Annotated in this window: 17 protein-coding genes; 15 read left to right on the top strand and 2 right to left on the bottom strand. The window is 32.7% G+C overall.

Annotated features, from left to right (window positions below):
- Window positions 1-39: 39 nt before the first annotated feature.
- The 14 genes from NEF87_RS18695 (at window position 40) to NEF87_RS18630 (ending at window position 14,136) form a co-directional block, all read left to right on the top strand.
- A complete protein-coding gene (locus NEF87_RS18695; RefSeq protein ID WP_457917012.1) occupies window positions 40-870 on the top strand; it encodes a CDP-alcohol phosphatidyltransferase family protein in 831 nt (276 codons plus the stop codon).
- Window positions 871-1,185: 315 nt separating this feature from the next.
- A complete protein-coding gene (locus NEF87_RS18690) occupies window positions 1,186-1,581 on the top strand; it encodes a hotdog domain-containing protein (RefSeq protein ID WP_371802990.1) in 396 nt (131 codons plus the stop codon).
- A 283-nt stretch (window positions 1,582-1,864) separates the two neighbouring features.
- Window positions 1,865-2,242, top strand: coding sequence for a roadblock/LC7 domain-containing protein (locus NEF87_RS18685; RefSeq protein ID WP_371802989.1), 378 nt, complete (start codon window positions 1,865-1,867; stop codon window positions 2,240-2,242).
- Between the two features lie 10 nt (window positions 2,243-2,252).
- The gene (locus tag NEF87_RS18680; RefSeq protein ID WP_457917011.1) at window positions 2,253-2,717 is read left to right on the top strand and encodes a hypothetical protein; all 465 of its coding nucleotides are present in this window, start codon (window positions 2,253-2,255) and stop codon (window positions 2,715-2,717) included.
- A gap of 17 nt (window positions 2,718-2,734) precedes the next feature.
- A complete protein-coding gene (locus tag NEF87_RS18675) occupies window positions 2,735-3,184 on the top strand; it encodes a hypothetical protein (protein ID WP_457917010.1) in 450 nt (149 codons plus the stop codon).
- A 129-nt stretch (window positions 3,185-3,313) separates the two neighbouring features.
- Window positions 3,314-3,946 (top strand): hypothetical protein, encoded by a 633-nt coding sequence (locus NEF87_RS18670; protein WP_457917009.1) that lies wholly within the window; start codon window positions 3,314-3,316, stop codon window positions 3,944-3,946.
- Between the two features lie 62 nt (window positions 3,947-4,008).
- On the top strand, window positions 4,009-5,331 hold the full coding sequence (locus tag NEF87_RS18665) for a S8 family peptidase (RefSeq protein ID WP_457917008.1): 1,323 nt from the start codon (window positions 4,009-4,011) through the stop codon (window positions 5,329-5,331).
- Between the two features lie 8 nt (window positions 5,332-5,339).
- Complete coding sequence (locus tag NEF87_RS18660) at window positions 5,340-5,858, top strand: metal-dependent hydrolase (RefSeq protein ID WP_457917007.1); 519 nt, start codon at window positions 5,340-5,342, stop codon at window positions 5,856-5,858.
- A gap of 79 nt (window positions 5,859-5,937) precedes the next feature.
- Window positions 5,938-7,578, top strand: coding sequence for an NADH-quinone oxidoreductase subunit D-related protein (locus NEF87_RS18655; RefSeq protein WP_457917006.1), 1,641 nt, complete (start codon window positions 5,938-5,940; stop codon window positions 7,576-7,578).
- A 15-nt stretch (window positions 7,579-7,593) separates the two neighbouring features.
- The gene (locus tag NEF87_RS18650; protein ID WP_371802982.1) at window positions 7,594-9,486 is read left to right on the top strand and encodes a hypothetical protein; all 1,893 of its coding nucleotides are present in this window, start codon (window positions 7,594-7,596) and stop codon (window positions 9,484-9,486) included.
- A gap of 42 nt (window positions 9,487-9,528) precedes the next feature.
- Window positions 9,529-11,985, top strand: a complete 2,457-nt coding sequence (locus NEF87_RS18645; RefSeq protein WP_457917005.1) for a zinc ribbon domain-containing protein — start codon at window positions 9,529-9,531, stop codon at window positions 11,983-11,985.
- Between the two features lie 57 nt (window positions 11,986-12,042).
- Window positions 12,043-13,026, top strand: a complete 984-nt coding sequence (locus tag NEF87_RS18640) for an NAD-dependent epimerase/dehydratase family protein (RefSeq protein WP_457917004.1) — start codon at window positions 12,043-12,045, stop codon at window positions 13,024-13,026.
- 242 nt (window positions 13,027-13,268) lie between these two features.
- The gene (locus NEF87_RS18635) at window positions 13,269-13,673 is read left to right on the top strand and encodes a hypothetical protein (protein ID WP_457917003.1); all 405 of its coding nucleotides are present in this window, start codon (window positions 13,269-13,271) and stop codon (window positions 13,671-13,673) included.
- 58 nt (window positions 13,674-13,731) lie between these two features.
- Window positions 13,732-14,136, top strand: a complete 405-nt coding sequence (locus NEF87_RS18630) for a VOC family protein (RefSeq protein WP_457917002.1) — start codon at window positions 13,732-13,734, stop codon at window positions 14,134-14,136.
- Window positions 14,137-14,171: 35 nt separating this feature from the next.
- Here the strand turns inward: NEF87_RS18630 and dut are convergent, their stop codons facing one another.
- Complete coding sequence (gene dut, locus NEF87_RS18625; protein ID WP_457917001.1) at window positions 14,172-14,663, bottom strand: dUTP diphosphatase; 492 nt, start codon at window positions 14,661-14,663, stop codon at window positions 14,172-14,174.
- Window positions 14,664-14,747: 84 nt separating this feature from the next.
- Between dut and NEF87_RS18620 the strand changes: the two genes are divergently transcribed.
- A complete protein-coding gene (locus tag NEF87_RS18620) occupies window positions 14,748-15,215 on the top strand; it encodes a hypothetical protein (protein WP_457917000.1) in 468 nt (155 codons plus the stop codon).
- Here NEF87_RS18620 and NEF87_RS18615 read toward each other — a convergent pair.
- A complete protein-coding gene (locus NEF87_RS18615; RefSeq protein ID WP_457916999.1) occupies window positions 15,206-16,048 on the bottom strand; it encodes a GAF domain-containing protein in 843 nt (280 codons plus the stop codon). The genes NEF87_RS18620 and NEF87_RS18615 overlap by 10 nt on opposite strands.
- Window positions 16,049-16,085: the final 37 nt, after the last annotated feature.

Here is a 16,085-nt window from a genome sequence, read left to right as displayed (position 1 = left end):
ATCCAAGAATACAAGAAAGGAAACAAAACACAAGGAGAAATGATCAATAATATTCTATATCGCCCTCTTTCCTATCCAATGGTCCACCTTTCAGCCAAACTAGGTCTAACACCCAATTTTATTACATTTATTTCATTACTTTGTGCTTTTATTGCAGCAATTTTCTTTGGATTAGGACATGTCTATTTAGGCGCGTTGTTTTTCTTTTTACGTCATTATTTTGATTGTATTGATGGAGCTTTGGCACGATTGACCAAGAATTTTTCGAAATTTGGAGCCATGTTCGATGCTGTTGGTGATGGGGTAGGTGTTTTAGCAGTTCTAATTGCAATCGCCATCGAACAATATCTTCGACTAGGAACGAATCTTGTCTTTTTATACTTAGCCTTAGCTCTTGTATCAAATTTTATTGGCTTATTTTATCATACTAGTGTCAAAGCGAGATATTTTAAACATTTACGTGCAGGTCTACAAAATGATGAATTAACAGCAAAAACAAAACATAACAGCATTGTTAATTCCTTTGGGTTTGATAGTGATGCGGAAGTTAAATTGAATTTTTTGGAAAAATTGGTTAAAAAATTAACACCTTTTCCAAATATAGAACAAAAAATGATACACAATGTAGATAAACATGAGTTATCTATAGAAGAAAAACAAACTAAATTTAAGGATAAACTTTCATTTCTCCCTTGGATGTGGTCACTGATGGCAGGAGCCTCACAAGTGACAGCAACAACTATCGTCGCTTTGTTCAATCGGTTGGATGATGTTCTATGGTTTACTCTAATAATTGGTTGGAATCTATTAGCTATCCCTTTTTCAATTATCCACTGGATAACATTCAAACGATTTTCAACAGAAAAATAAAATTTTTTTCAAGAATCGGAAATTTCCTAGATCTGTTTTTTTGAACAACTAAAGAGGGAATCTTATTTTGCCAAAATGAATTTGAAGGTATAATTTCTGCACATATATCGAAATATCGAGCGTGAAAATATTGATCTGGAAAATTTCCGATTAAATGGTAGTTATTTTATATGCCATAAAAGGTATCACGTATGGTTTTCCCCATATTGATCTTAATGTTTTTTATATTTGTTTAGAATTTGAGATTTATGGTTTTTGGAAAAATCTTTCCATCATTCCATACCTTTTTTACTCCTTATTCCCTTAAATTTTGATATGACCCAAATAATTCCTAAAACACACCATAAAATTGATCCAAAATTATGTGGAGAAATCTTGGAGATGGATACTGAATGGTGTCAAATCGCCTTGACTTTAACTCCAGAAATGGCTGTCGACGAATACAACTTAGTACATGGGGGATTTATTTTTGGTTTTGCGGATTATGCAGCAATGATTGCAATTAATCATCCAAATGTCGTATTAGGAAGTGCAAATGTCAAGTTTATGAAACCTGTGAGTGTTGGAGACTACCTTATTGCAGAGGCCATCAAAGTTCAGAAAGAAAGAAAAAAAAGGATTGTCGAAGTAATGGTTTATCGTAGTGAAGAAGAGATTTTTCATGGTGAATTCATTTGTTTCACCCCTCCTGAACATGTTTTGAACCATTAATATGAATTGAAGATTCTCTTCAGAATCTAAATTTATTTTCGATATCTATGCAGTGAATTTTTTCATGCTTTAAAGCAGAAGAAAAAAGAATATAAATAAAAGATTAAATTGTTAATGAACGAAGTTTGGTGACCATAATAATTTAAGTTAAAAAAACTCATTTTATCACAATACAAATTTCTCTCCCATACATATCGTAAAGAGAAATTTTATGTTTACAACAAACCTTTTTTTTGATGGAACAAAACAGATATTTAAAATAGGACAGAGAGGGGAGAAAAAAATGAGTAGGATGGATGAAGCAAGAAAATTACTGGAGGATCTACACAACAGAGCTCCAGATTTAAATGATCTTGCTATTGCTCGAACAAATGGTTTGATTATTTTATCTCTACGAAAAACTATCAGCCAAGATAAAAAATCAGAACGCCTTTTAGGAGCTATGGCTTCGGCTTTATACAGTATCTCCAAACGAGCATCTGGAGAATTACTAAAAGGAGAATTTAAATCGCTAAATATTGAAATTTCAACTGGGAATGTTTTCTTACTTTTCACAGGAAAAGTGATCTTAATTGTATTGACTAAACAAGAACCAAACTTAGGATTGATTAGTTTGGAACTGGAAGATGCAGCAGAGAAGTTGAATGAAATTTTTGGATAAGGTGAAAAGAATGGTCACAAAAAGAGTTAGACAATTAAAATTTATTGCAAATATATTTCAAATGAGTTTAAAGGAGATTAAAGATACCCTTGGCTTTGAAACGTTAACGATGATTTTCCGTAGAGTTGGTGAAGCCGCTGCAGAAGATATTTTCCGGAAATTTAAAGGAAAATATACTACAGTAGAGGAATTTTGCAATTTACTCGTGTCTGAGGTAATCGAACCGGTTATCGGTGAAAATAAGGGGTCAGTAAAACTAAATGGAAATAAAATTGATATCGAATTAGATGCATGCCCTTATAAAAAAGCAGGAGGGTTTCCCATTCAAGATATGGAATTTTTCTGCCACTATACAGAAGGATTATTTGATACAGCCCTTCAACTTGCGTTTCCAGACAAACAATTTTACATGGAACCAAAAGAACTTATCGCCAATGGATGCAAAAAATGCATTTTTGAGAGTGAAATGAGTTAGAAAGGATTGAAATAATAATGGGAATTCTTTCAAAATTCTTTTCTAAACAAGAAATTGAAGCAATAAAGGAGCTAGAACAGCAATTTGAATCAACCCTTAAAAAATCTCAATCTTCTTTTTTAGCTTTAGTCGGAGTAACTGGAAAGATTAAAGGACTAGAAATCATGAGTGTTTTCTCAGAAAACTACCTTGAGGATCATAAGCAATCAAAAAGATACAATGCTAAAATGAGTGAATATTTCATTCGATATCAAATTTTGAAACTATTTCCCAATGAAGAAGAAAATCCTCTAAAGTATATATCTTATAACTTTGGTGAAAAGAAGAATTTTGTTATTTTTCCGTTAGAAGGTAATGATTCCTTTATTATTACTGGGCAAACACCTCATCCTGAGAAAATTTTAAAGGATATATTACGATTTAGGATTGTACTCTACAAATTACAAATGGAACGAACACAGGAATAAGAACTCGCAATGCAAATTCATAGTTTTTTCATACTCCACAATTCTGGAATTCCAATTTATCACAAAAATTTCAGCGAGGAACTAATAAAAACGGATTTTACCCTACTTTCTTCTTTTTTTGGGGCAATAATGGCTTTTTCAAGTACAATTGTTAATCAAAAACTTAATATTTTGGAAATGGGAAGCCTTCGTTTTTTCTTTCGTCATCATGGAGATTTTATTTTCATAGTAATTACTTCGAGTGATTCGAGTGCTCTTTTATTAGATGAAAGAATGGATCGAATAATTTCAGCCGTTGATCTTGATAAAATCCAACGGGCATTGGACACGAATATTTTTTTGGACGATGAAGATACAGAGAATCGTATTGATGAAATTTTCAATTTCCAAGATGATTACAGTGATACAAACATCGAATCATTAAAACATATTTTTGAAGGGGAAATATCCAGAGGAGATCTTCTTGCTGCAGCACTAATGTCGTTAAAAGGGGAAATCTACTATTCTTCATTGCCACTAGAAGATTTGGAAACCAGTTTGCGGGAAATAGAGCTACGATCGAAGGCTAATCGAAGAGAAATCGTCTCTAATCCTAAATTCATTTGGCAAGGTGGCGATAAATTGATTTTTTCTCAAGTCGTTTCTATTGAGACTTTTCATACCCCAATATACGTAGTGCTTCTGTTCAATGCAAACACAAGCTTAGGTATGGCAGATTTTGCTTTAGAAGATATTTTGAATAAAATCAGAGAGCACAATTAATCTTTTACCTTGTATATTTTTAAAGGTCTTCATCTTATTTTATTTACTGAGGTCTCTTTTTAATGATTATATCCAAATTCCATGAAAATTTTGATCCCATTGAGCTTTGGGTGGCGAAACATTCTCCGATTGAATTACTGGAAAATGAATTCGATTTGGAAAGGTTGTCAAACGAAATAATCATTAATTATCTCGTCCAATTTGGAGATTTGGAACAATTGGAACAGTTTGTTAATAATATTAAAAATTCTCAGGCTGATTCAAATGTAAAATTGAAGATACTATCAGAATTTCATCATTTTCCTATAGCATTGTTAGAATCGACGTACCAGGAATGTTACCAGTTATCAGATAACCACGAAATCATTAGAATATATGGTAACTATCCAATCTATTTATGTGGAGAAGAATTTAATGAAGAAATAAATCTTGAAGAAATTCATAATTCCTATGAAGAAATTACCGGCAAAGGCATTCGCATTGCAATACTAGACTCAGGAATTGATCCTAATAAATTAGGATATTCTAAAAAACAGATCAAACAAATTGGAGATTCGATTGGAGATTCAAATCACTATAACCTTCATGGAACGAATTTAGCCAGTATCATTGTTGGGTCGGGACAGAACTCTCAAAATTTATTTGCGGGAATTGCCCCCAATATTAAACTAATCGACATTAAAGTTTTTGATTCTGATGGATCTTCAACTTTAAGTGATATAATACAAGGGTTAGAAAACCTACTTGATTTACCACAAGAAGAAATGCCCCATATTCTGCTTTTTGGATGTTCTACAGGCTCTAAAGGCGTTTCAGATGATTTATTCAGCCATTATTTACCGTTATTGTCCTCAAAAAATATAATTCTAATAGCACCAACAGGAAACTTAGGACCAGATCCGGGGAATATTGGTAATCCAAGTATGAATCCAAACGTAATATGTATTGGAGCAGTCGATCAACAATATAAAAAGCTCTTCTTTTCAGGTAGAAATTCAAGCGCTTCATTTAACAAATCCTCACAATTAAAACCAACATTTGTCCTTCCTGGAAAAAATGTTCCTGCAACAAGTTCTAGAATATCAGGAACATCAAGTGCGGCGGCCATTTTTGCGGGTTTTGCAGCATTATTCCTACAAGTTGTCCCAAATTGTACTTCAACAGATTTAGTGTCTTTATTTCAACAAAATTCAATGATTTTGCAACTTCCAGAATATACACAAGGCTTTGGATTACCACAAATTGATTCTATTTTGCAAAAAACAGATAAATTCACCCCAAAGCCCTTATCCTACAATTATTTATTAAAAATGGCACTGAAAATGAGTGGAATCATTACTTTTATGGCAGTTGCTTTTGTTTATTTATCACGCTTCATTATTTAGCTTAACAAATGTTCATCTTATTCCATATATTTGTCCCATTACTTTGTGTTGAAATATTATTGTTGATTAAAAAGGAAAAAAAACCAGAAATACATATATTCTGGATTATTGTAGGATCTATCTTTCCAGATCTTATAGATAAACCATTGTTTCTCATTTTTGGGATTGCTGGAGGAAGAGGATATTTCCATACCCCGCTTTTATTGGGAATTATAAGCTTGATTTTATTTCTACTAACGAAAAACAAGAATGTAGCTTCGTCTTTTGGAATCGGAACTTTGTTTCATTTATTATTAGATATTCCAGCAGTCCCTTGGCTATGGCCTATAGTACCAATTACAATATATGAATCGAAAATTGAAGATTTTTTTTACACTTTATTTAATAATCCACTCGTGTATAGTACTGAAATAATAGGACTTATCGGATTACTTTGGATTGGGATTTCTAAAAAAATTATTTTTCATCACTCTATTATTAATTGGCGCCAACTGCAAAATTACCTTTTCATACCTCAAAAGCATTAAATGTTTAAAAACCAATGTTTAAGTAGGAGAAATCTGCATTTCTCCATTTCTAAAATTAATTGAATAAAAGGAACCCAATATGGAAGGCCCAGAATCAAGTAGATTACCAAAAATATCCCTAAATTCAGATGTAAGAACGCATCAAAGTGAGGTTTTACCTAATCGTAACGTGCAACTTAGTATTGAGGCAGTAATCACGAATCTCGAGAATTTTTTGGGCTTAGATTTTCTAAAAAGGATTTCAACTGAGAATAATAACATGATACTTGTCAATAGAATTCGAATTAAAGATATTGCAAAGTATTTCAGGGATTTAAAGTTCAATTTGTCTTCTATTTTTGCTTCTGACATCGGAGATTCACTTGAAGTAAACTACTTATTCCATAATCGCCCTTTTGTTCACAAATCATCAATCATCATCCAGTTAGTCATTAAAAAAAAATTAGAATTGGATTCAATTGCTTTAATATATAAGAACGCCCAAATTCATGAAACTACGTTAACTCATCGAATGGGAATAGAATTTATTAATATTGCATATAAAGCAATATCAAACGAAGATCTTTACTGTACACCAACTAATTTTGATTTCAAGCCCCAAACCCAGTTTCAAGATAAAACGGGTATTTATGATGAGATTCATAAATCTGCAAACTATTTTGATCTCAATATTCAAGAAAATATTGTTCAGAAAGTTGAAATTCGGGACGGCTGGAACTACAAAAAATTTCAACCTCGTTTAGAAAACGCCGATCCTATCAATGGTTTTGCCCCCGTATTAAGTGAACTGTCAAAAAATCATGCTTTTCATAATTATTTATTATATACTCAGATGTCTGAATTCATCAATGAGAAATCAGTCCCATTAAAGGCAAAGTTTATTCGAACCCTTGGGGCAGAGCTGGAACGAATTTTTTCTCATTTATTGTGGTTCACAAATCTTGCAGATTTATTTGGAATGAAACGAGCGGCGAAAAAAATTTATCGAAATTACTTGAAACTCACCATTCATTTAGAAAATCACATGGATCCAAAAAACTTGCTAAGCATCATCAGCTATGGATCAGCCACAGATATATCTATGACAGCGGCTCAAAATTTATATCACTATTTTAGGGATAGTGAAAACCAGATATTTGATGATATTTATAATTTCACATACTCTCAAAAAGTGAGTCAAAATCTTGCGCATATTGGCAAAATCTCACAAGAAAATGCAATTAAGAGCGGATTAACGGGACCTTCAATTAGAGGAAGTGGAATCCCAATTGATGTTCGCTTAAATGATCCGTACTTAACATATACTTTAGGGGAAATATCTCAAGTATGGAATGTTATCACTTTTAAAGAAGGCGACAGTTTTGCAAGAACTCAAGTAAGATTATGGGAAATTAAAGAATCGATTGCTATCTGCAAGCACATTCTACATGGATTATCTTCATATGGAAGGAATCTTAAATCTGAAATTATGGAAAATGGTATTCAGTGGGAACCGAATCAGCATTTTATTGATGTTGTGGAAGCACCTCAAGGCTCATTAGGTCTCTATCTTCGATCAGGTTTAAAAAAACCATTAGATACGTGGAACACGGTCAGATTAATTACTCCTGATCGAGCAAACTATGGCGCGAGTACAGATCTATTGAAAGGTGAAGAATTGCATGATTTACCAATGATTTTGCATACCTTAGATTTAAATTTTTCAATGATTGACTTATAAAACTTGGTGAATTTGATGCGACTTTATAATCCTCCCGTAGCGTTATTACCAAAAGGTGATAAATATAGTGTTGAACTAGCGGGAGCAAAATGCATTTTAGCGATGGATGAGGAAAAAGAATTCATAAAAATTTCGGATATTTTTTCAGAGTTGAGCCAAGGAGAATTTTGGAAAGGGAAAGAAAATATCCGGATCGCTGATCAAATTGAGAAAATTAATATCAAACATGAAGATTCGGAAGCTCTTTATGATTCAAATGAACTTGCAAGTCGTATAATTTCATCTTTGAATCGAATTCGGACACGGGGATTGATATTATTTGGAGTAGCATCATTTGAAGGAAATGCATTTGAAACATTTGTATTTGATGAAGTCGAATTAGAGCTCGAAGATCAAAACCGATTAATGAACTTATATAAATCTAGTCGTGTAAAAAATGAATTTCCGAATTTATATAAGGCGGCTGGAAGTGGAAACTCATTTGTTGAAATCAACTTTTTTGGGGAAACATCTGCTTTTTTTACAATCCCAAACAAGAAGAATTTCAACGATATTGCCGCAATGGTGTATCCGTATCAAGGATATGCTTCTGGGATAGTAGCCGTCGCCCAAGGTGCAGCTAATTTTATTCTTCTAACAGATAATATATTCAAGCAAGAAAAAACCGCTGAAGTGCATATTGATAAAAACAATTTAAATCAAATGTTTCAACTTCTAAAAAAAGGAGTCTTAGCCGCACCAATTTCATGGTTTAAGGTAGATTTAGGATTATCCGGATTGGAACAATTGGATGGATATGATGAGATTAAAGACCGACCTGATGTTCAAGAAGCTCATTCTAAATATTTAGATTATGTTCGAGGATTAATTATAAAGCGAGAAGAAAAGACCGTAGAAAATATTTTGGATGAAGATCTTGGCAAACCAATTTCAATTAAAAATATGACGGAAGATGAAATTGAAGAAGATCTGGAAACAATCATGGAAGCCCTCAATAAAGTGAATGAATTAGCTGAAGAAGATAGAGCTGTCAGCTTACTTTATAATCCACCAAAAATTCTATTTGCCTACGGAGATCAAAAAAGAGCAGTTATTGGAGGTGCTTTGACACTTCTTTCGATTGATGTTGGTGAAAATATAAATTGCATTTTCGATTTAAGAGAAAATTTATCCTGGGGGGAATATTACTACGATGATAACACCAAGGAAACTGATGAGAATGTTTTTTATGATATTCAAGAGGATCAACAATTTTTAGAACTTGAAAATCCAGTGCAACTTCGTGACACTTATATCCAAGCATTCCAGCACATAATGAAAGGTTCGGAAGCTTTTTTGGGGATGTTAGAGTTGGAATCAAATAGTTTTGAATTTAGTCTATTTCAAGAACTTGAAATTGATGATAAAAATTTAAGGCGGATACAAAAATATTATCACACCAAAATCAGAAACGGAAAATTTCCAAAGCTCCAAGATGGACATATACGAGTTCAGTGGTATGGTAAGGGAAGTCATTATTTTACGTTTGCAGATTCTTTCCCAAGTATTTTAGATATTGTAGAAAAAATAAAAGTAGATTCTGCCTATGACAATACTTTTGCTGCAGGAATCGTTTGTACAACACAAGAATCGACATCTTTTTATATTTTATCGAACTCATTTGAAGATTATGGAACTAAATTCGACTCCGAAACATTAAACGAAATGTTTGAAACTTTATCCCAAACAAATATGGCACCTTTATGTTGGTTTAAAATTAATTTGGGGGAAGATACTTTACATACACACCCATATTGGAAAGACGCTGTACAATATGACACATTAAGAATAGTTCTCGAAAATTATAAAAAATATATGGATGAACTAATTAAAATCAAGGAGAAAGAAGAACCGTATCGCATATATTGACCATAAAACTATTTAAAAAAAAAAATCAAAAGGTATATCAAAGTGAAATTATTTTATCCCTACCCAGTAATGTTTGAATCCGATCCGGCAGAATTGATTAAATATAATCATTCTGTAGGCATGCTTGCATTAACACCGGAAAAAAATATAGAAATTGTGCAAGAATTATATAATCCTTCGATCTGGAGATCGTTTTGGACTCAAGTTTCTGATAAAGAATTGGAATATATTACTCTGGAAAAAGATCCTTCTGATGATCCCAAAAATATCACATGGATCAGCACCCAGATCGTTAAGGGACTTGAATATATTATTAAAAAAGGCTATGTTTTTATTGGTCTTTTACATCTTGGTCCTCAACCATTTGACAAGCAAATCACTGAAGAGAGAAGTTGGTTTCGTAGAAAGACAAAATATTTTGAAAATATGCCCTCAAATTATCACCAAAATGAGATATATCCCGATTTGGAGAAGAAAACAAATTCGATCTACACTCAATTCATTGGAACAGGAGAAAAATTTTTCCGCCAATCAGATTCTTTGGAAAAACTTGAATTACAACAACTTTCTCAAATGTCTGCATATTTTCGAGGGAGTTTGTGTGGAATTTTTGGAACTAATATCGTATCCAAAAAAAGATTTCAGTTTGTCATCCTATCACAAAATATTACTAAAGAAAAAACACTCCAACCATTAAGTCTTGATAAAAAAGGAAGAGATACAGTTGAACAACTCATTAAAATGAAACAATTTTCTCCAACAGGAGGATTTAAATTAGATTATGGCATTTGGGCACTCCAAAATCTTCCACAATGGCGCTCTATGGAAATTTTACCACAATTTTCAAAACCGATCTTGAAGTATAATCAATACTTGAAAGATTTAATGGCAGGAAATCCATCACACTTTGAATATGTTGATACATTAATCCCATCAAATCCATTTAATTTAGAAAAAGTTTCAGAAATGTTGGCTCATGATGAAAGAAATGAACCTCAAGAAAGAGAGAAAGATCTCACAGAAAAAACTCAAACGCAACTTGAAAAAATTGCAATTCCACCATTAAATTTAACTAAAATTACAACGGAGTCACAATCTACACCCAATTCACAACTAGAAAAACCAGAACTAGCTAAAATTGCCCTTAAACCGTTAAAAACAATTGCAATTCCAAAAATAGAAAAAACGACTCCAAATAAACTATCTGAATCACAACCTTCTGAAGAAGAATATGAGGATGTCTTCAATCGATCCCCAAGCGACGTGAATTTTAATCAAAATGACAATCAAGTCATGGATCCAAACAATATGGATAAAATCCTTCAAGCAGGAACTGCTGCGTTGGAAAGTGATTTTGGAGATTTTGGTTCAATTGATCCATCTCTTATGGCACAGCAAGATATATTTAAAGATTTAGAAGCATCGCTTGCAGCAATGTCCGAGTTGGATGATCTTGCTCAGAAGGATGAAGCAATCAGTAGAGTATTTTACCCCCCACCAACACTTATTTCTTACGCAAATAAGGAAGGAATGCAAATTGGCGGTTCAGTTTGCATGATCTCAATGGGGGTCGGCAGAAATATTTGGATGATTCCAGAATTAAGAAGAATGCAAATGTGGGCAAATTTTTGGAGCCAAGAAGAAGTAGAAGGAAACCCTCAAATAAAGGACTTCATCGCAATGGATGAAAAAGATATTGAATCTCCCGATGAATTGGAAGATATGCTTCAAAAAGCATTTATTCGCATTCGAAGAAATAATCAAATATTTTTAGGGCTTACAGAATTAGAAGGAAATGGTTTTGAAGATAATGTGTTTGAAGAACTAGAACTTCCCGGTGATGAAATTCAAAAATTAATAGAAATTCACCATAAAAGAAGGACAGATACTGAATTTCCTAAAATAACGCAAGATAGTTGGATTGAAATGCGCTATTTTGGAAGAGCAAAAACGATAGAGTTTTTAACAAATCCAAATTCTCATGGAGCTTTAGACATTGCTGCAGATTCTGTTGAAGATCCGAGATTTCAAAAGGGTAAAATATGCGGTATCATGTGTGTTGATGAAGAAGCAGCCAATTTATTTATCCTATCCGATAATCTTGATGATTTATCCCAAGAAATCACTCCCTATTCGATCGATCAATCTACATTACAAAAAATGTTTACTTTGATAGAATCAGAAGGATTAACACCAGTTTCATGGTGTAAAATGTCATTTGGATATGAAAGCTTTGAAACTTTGTCTTTATGGGATGATATTAAAGACGGAGTCATATTTCCGATCATTCGGGAGAAATATGAGCAATATATCCAGAAGATGTTACATATTAAACGTCGTGAAGATAACCTCCGGTTAAAAATTGAAGCTCATTTTCCTGATTTTCATGAATTTGAAGAAACAATGTCTGAAAATGCGATAAAATGTCCGAATTGCGGTACAGAAAATCCTGACGGTAGTAATTTCTGCGTGGCATGTGGAAATAAGATAGTTTCATGATTTTTTCTTTTCATTTTTGAAATAACATATTTAACACAAAAAGGGTTGATCAAACAAATGAAAGTGTTTATAATAGGCGGAACAGGTTTTATAGGATATCATGCAACTCTAGAATTTTTGAAAAGAGAACATGAAGTGAGCACCATTGCAATTCCAGATATAAAATTAGGAAAATGGTTTCCATCAAAAGTTTCTGTTCAATATGGAGATATTTTTTCAATGGAACAAGAAAGAATGGTTGAAATGTTATCCGGATTCGATGCATTAGTATATGCTATAGGACCTGATGATAGAACCACTCCAGATAGACCTCCTTATGAATTTTTTCATGAAAAATTAGCTTTAACAACCCAAAAAGTTTTTCAAGCAGCAAATTTAGCGAAAATTAAACGTGCAGTAATTTTAAACTCATACTTTGCCTATTTTGACAGAAAATATCCCAAGAAAAAACTGGCAATTCATCACCCCTATATTCAATGTCGAATTGAACAAGCAGAATATGCAATTGAAGCAGGAGGAGAACAAATAGATACAATGATTCTCGAATTGCCGTATATATTTGGAACAATGCCTGAAAGTGCCAGAGCACCTCTATGGAAAAGCGTTTTCATCGACCGGTTCAAAAACTGGAACATCATTTTTTTTCCAAAAGGTGGATCAACAATGATTACCGTAGAACATGTAGCAGAAGCAATTGTTGACGCCATGGAAAATGGGAAAAAAAACCAGCACTATGTGATTGGTGATGAAAATATCACATGGAAAGAAATGCTTACGATCATGTTCTCAACATATGGTAAGAAAAAGAAAGTCATTTCTCTTCCAAAATGGATATTTTTGATTGTTGGGAAAATAAGAAAATGGAAAATGAAACGAAAAGAGATATATGAAGGTCTAGATTCCTACTACTTATTTTCAGATATTCTTACAGATAACTTCTACATTGAGCTCTCAGATCAAAAAGAAAGATTGCAATACAGTACTGGTGGAGTTAGAGAATCTATAGTGAAAACTATTGAAACATGTCGGAGATTCGATTAAATTTTGGATTTTTTTCAAACTACTTATATCTCAGATGAGTCCTTTTATTTTTCATAATATTGAAATTTTATTTTTATTGAAAAGGAAAAAAAAAATTAATCTAAATTATCTTGATAACCGATGAGACACTTATTGGATAGCAAAAATTCAAAAAAAAATGAACTTAAGACCCCATGACAAATGAAAGTGTTTATATATTCAGACCCAATTTAGTATATTAGTAAAAACGGAAGTTATCCTTTATGTTCACAGAAAACGACAAATCCCCTCTTTCCCATATAGATTTCCTTTTTATCCTATGGGTTTGCTATATTTACCTATATTTGACGGCAAAATCGACAATTTTTACACTGATAATATTTATTGCAATTTCAATACTCTATGTCTTTTTGATAACCGATAAAAGAAATGTAGTTTCACAAAAAATTGGGTTCCTTATTGAAAAATATAATGCCCTTACCCTTAAATGGGCTGAAAACCACAGCAAGAGTTTAAAATTTGCATATATAATATTGTTTTTCACCCCAGTTGTTCTCATAGGACTATTCTTGAATATTTTACCACAAATGTTCTTAATGATCACTTTGGTGATGGTGCCTGTAAGTTTTTCAATGGGTTATGCTAAAAAACTTCAAGTTAAAGTGTGAACTTTCGAATTTCAAGAAGAAACTAAAGCCTTTTTTTTCCATCTTTACTCATTATATTATGGTTTCAAACTTCCAATATCCAATCACTTTTCTTCCTTGTAAAAATTTAGAAGAAAATCGCCATTTCTATGAAACTATATTAAAACTTCCCGTTGCACTGGAACAAGGTCCATGCATTTTGTATAAAATTGGTACTGAAAATCACTTCAGTTATTGGGGATTTTGCAGTCATTACGATGAATACATTCAAAACCAGAAAAAAGTGTGCTTAACTTTAGTTGTTGAAAATATTAAAGAAGTTGATGATTGGCACACCGAATTAATCAAGAAAGGGGTAAAATGTATTAAAGAACCGGCCCACACACCCCAATTCAAATTGTATAATGGTTTTTATGAAGATCCGATGGAATATACAATTGAAATTCAAGCGTTCTATGAAGATGGAAAACCCAAAGGGGTGTAAAATTGTTGTAAAAAAAAGTAATCATAATCTTAAGATTATTTTTTGCCTGTGGAACCGAATCCACCCAAACCACGTTCCGAAGTGGGAAGAGTTTCAACGATATCAAATTCATAATCATCCAGTTTTCTTAAAATGAATTGACAAATCTTATCACCCTTATGAAGAGTAACTGGTGTATTGGAAAGATTGACAACAATTGCACCCCATTCATTACGATAACCCGCATCAATAGTTCCAGGGGAATTGACTATAGATACCCCACTCCACAAAGCCAATCCACTTCGAGGAACAACAGCAGCATAATAGCCTGCCGGAATAGCAGTTGCGAAACCAAGAGGACATAACACTCTTTCGAGAGGTTGGAGGAGATATTCATCATCAGAAATTTCGTCGAGTTTTTTTGCATCCCCATTTATTATTCGTTTAAATCCATTAATAAAACAATCTGCTCCAGCATCTCCCTTTGTAGCAATTTTGGGGAGAATAGCATCATCCTTCCATTTTTTGATAGGCAATTGCAGTTTCATAAGATAGGGTTAATGGCAACATTTTTTAAAATTATTATCAATAAGGCAATATATAGAACTTTAAAATAAAAAGTGAGAAAAAAAATGGAAATAAAATTAGTTAGATATAATCCGCGACAGGATAAAGCGGATTTAGAAGCATTGATTGCAGATTTTCAGTACAGATTAGATCAATTAGGTGAGAAGGTCGATTTAGACAAATTTTCCAAAGAAATAGATCAGCGCTCTAAATCGTTGATAAATCGAAATTCAATTGTGCTAGCAAAAGATGGAAATTCTCTAGTTGGAGCAGGTTTCTTTACAATTTGGACGGATTTTCTTGGAAACCAACATTGTTTAATTCATGATGTGGTGACTCGAAAAGAAAATGCATTTAAAAATGGAATTGAAGAAATGATTCTCCGTGAACTCTTTAATTACTTAAAAAAAACCATGAAAATAGATAAAATTGGACTTTGGGCCCTAAAACGGGATTCAAATTTCCAAAGTGTTCTTATGAAACTAAAAATCAAAAAGAATACAGAATTAGATTATTACGAACATTACTTGTGATTTTTTTTTTCCATCGACCCTTGATATTCTGGATCTAATAAAGGAAGACAATTTGGGCATACACCATGGGAAAAGTATATTTTATCAATTTTTTCTACTGTTGTAAAGAATTTTTCGATAGAAACCCATTCCATATCGCTAACTTTTGCACTTCTACAAAAAGAGCAAACGGTTACAATCAAATCATTAAATTCTTTGAAATTTGGGGGATGAAATTCTTTATCCCTAATAATTTTGGAGCCAATAATATCGCCGATCATTTCTAAAAACTCGATTTGATCTAAATCGAACATACCAATGCGATGATCATTCAATTGTATTAAACCTAAAGTATTTCCTTCATTTCGGATGGGAATAAGGGCAACTGATTCAAATCCACATCTATTGCAATAATTACGTGTAGAAGCTTGCCGATCAGCTTCAGTTGTATTTGCCAGAAGTTCTGTTGTATGATTTGCCCAGAAACTTCCCCCTTTGCTAAAAAAAGGAAATTCAGGATTAGTACGACCTCGAATCACATTCCCGCACATACATTCAAGTAAAAGTTGATTTTTATCGTGTTCTTTGACTCTTTTTCCAGAAAAATCTTTCACACATAAGTACATTTCGTGCTGAATGAACTCTTTGGTAAATCCATTATAGACAAAATATGGAAAATCTCCATCTTCATGTAGTCGAATGCTGATAGCTTCAATGGTTGTAAGTTGTTGTAAATATTTAAGAACCAAAGATAGTGAATGTTCTAAATTGCAAGAGTTTTTCAGTTCCAAATAAATCATGCGCGTTGTTTTAGTTTCCCCAAGTGCATTGTTATCATCGCATAAAAAACCCATTTAATATATGGGAAAAAAATTAATATTAATAGGTACG

It is taken from the genome of Candidatus Lokiarchaeum ossiferum (assembly GCA_025839675.1).
GTDB lineage: Archaea > Asgardarchaeota > Lokiarchaeia > Sigyniarchaeales > Promethearchaeaceae > Lokiarchaeum > Lokiarchaeum ossiferum.
This window is presented reverse-complemented; position numbering and strand designations above follow the sequence as displayed.

Excerpts from the sequence above, each read along its gene's own strand:
- NEF87_RS18690 (WP_371802990.1), top strand. The coding sequence starts at position 1,186 with ATGACCCAAATAATTCCTAAAACACACCATAAAATTGATCCAAAATTA.
- NEF87_RS18665 (WP_457917008.1), top strand. The coding sequence starts at position 4,009 with ATGATTATATCCAAATTCCATGAAAATTTTGATCCCATTGAGCTTTGG.
- NEF87_RS18630 (WP_457917002.1), top strand. The coding sequence starts at position 13,732 with ATGGTTTCAAACTTCCAATATCCAATCACTTTTCTTCCTTGTAAAAAT.
- NEF87_RS18670 (WP_457917009.1), top strand. The coding sequence starts at position 3,314 with ATGGCTTTTTCAAGTACAATTGTTAATCAAAAACTTAATATTTTGGAA.
- NEF87_RS18695 (WP_457917012.1), top strand. The coding sequence starts at position 40 with ATGATCAATAATATTCTATATCGCCCTCTTTCCTATCCAATGGTCCAC.
- NEF87_RS18615 (WP_457916999.1), bottom strand. The coding sequence starts at position 16,048 with ATGGGTTTTTTATGCGATGATAACAATGCACTTGGGGAAACTAAAACA.
- NEF87_RS18650 (WP_371802982.1), top strand. The coding sequence starts at position 7,594 with ATGCGACTTTATAATCCTCCCGTAGCGTTATTACCAAAAGGTGATAAA.
- NEF87_RS18635 (WP_457917003.1), top strand. The coding sequence starts at position 13,269 with ATGTTCACAGAAAACGACAAATCCCCTCTTTCCCATATAGATTTCCTT.
- NEF87_RS18685 (WP_371802989.1), top strand. The coding sequence starts at position 1,865 with ATGAGTAGGATGGATGAAGCAAGAAAATTACTGGAGGATCTACACAAC.
- dut (WP_457917001.1), bottom strand. The coding sequence starts at position 14,663 with ATGAAACTGCAATTGCCTATCAAAAAATGGAAGGATGATGCTATTCTC.
- NEF87_RS18660 (WP_457917007.1), top strand. The coding sequence starts at position 5,340 with ATGTTCATCTTATTCCATATATTTGTCCCATTACTTTGTGTTGAAATA.
- NEF87_RS18655 (WP_457917006.1), top strand. The coding sequence starts at position 5,938 with ATGGAAGGCCCAGAATCAAGTAGATTACCAAAAATATCCCTAAATTCA.
- NEF87_RS18620 (WP_457917000.1), top strand. The coding sequence starts at position 14,748 with ATGGAAATAAAATTAGTTAGATATAATCCGCGACAGGATAAAGCGGAT.
- NEF87_RS18640 (WP_457917004.1), top strand. The coding sequence starts at position 12,043 with ATGAAAGTGTTTATAATAGGCGGAACAGGTTTTATAGGATATCATGCA.
- NEF87_RS18680 (WP_457917011.1), top strand. The coding sequence starts at position 2,253 with ATGGTCACAAAAAGAGTTAGACAATTAAAATTTATTGCAAATATATTT.
- NEF87_RS18675 (WP_457917010.1), top strand. The coding sequence starts at position 2,735 with ATGGGAATTCTTTCAAAATTCTTTTCTAAACAAGAAATTGAAGCAATA.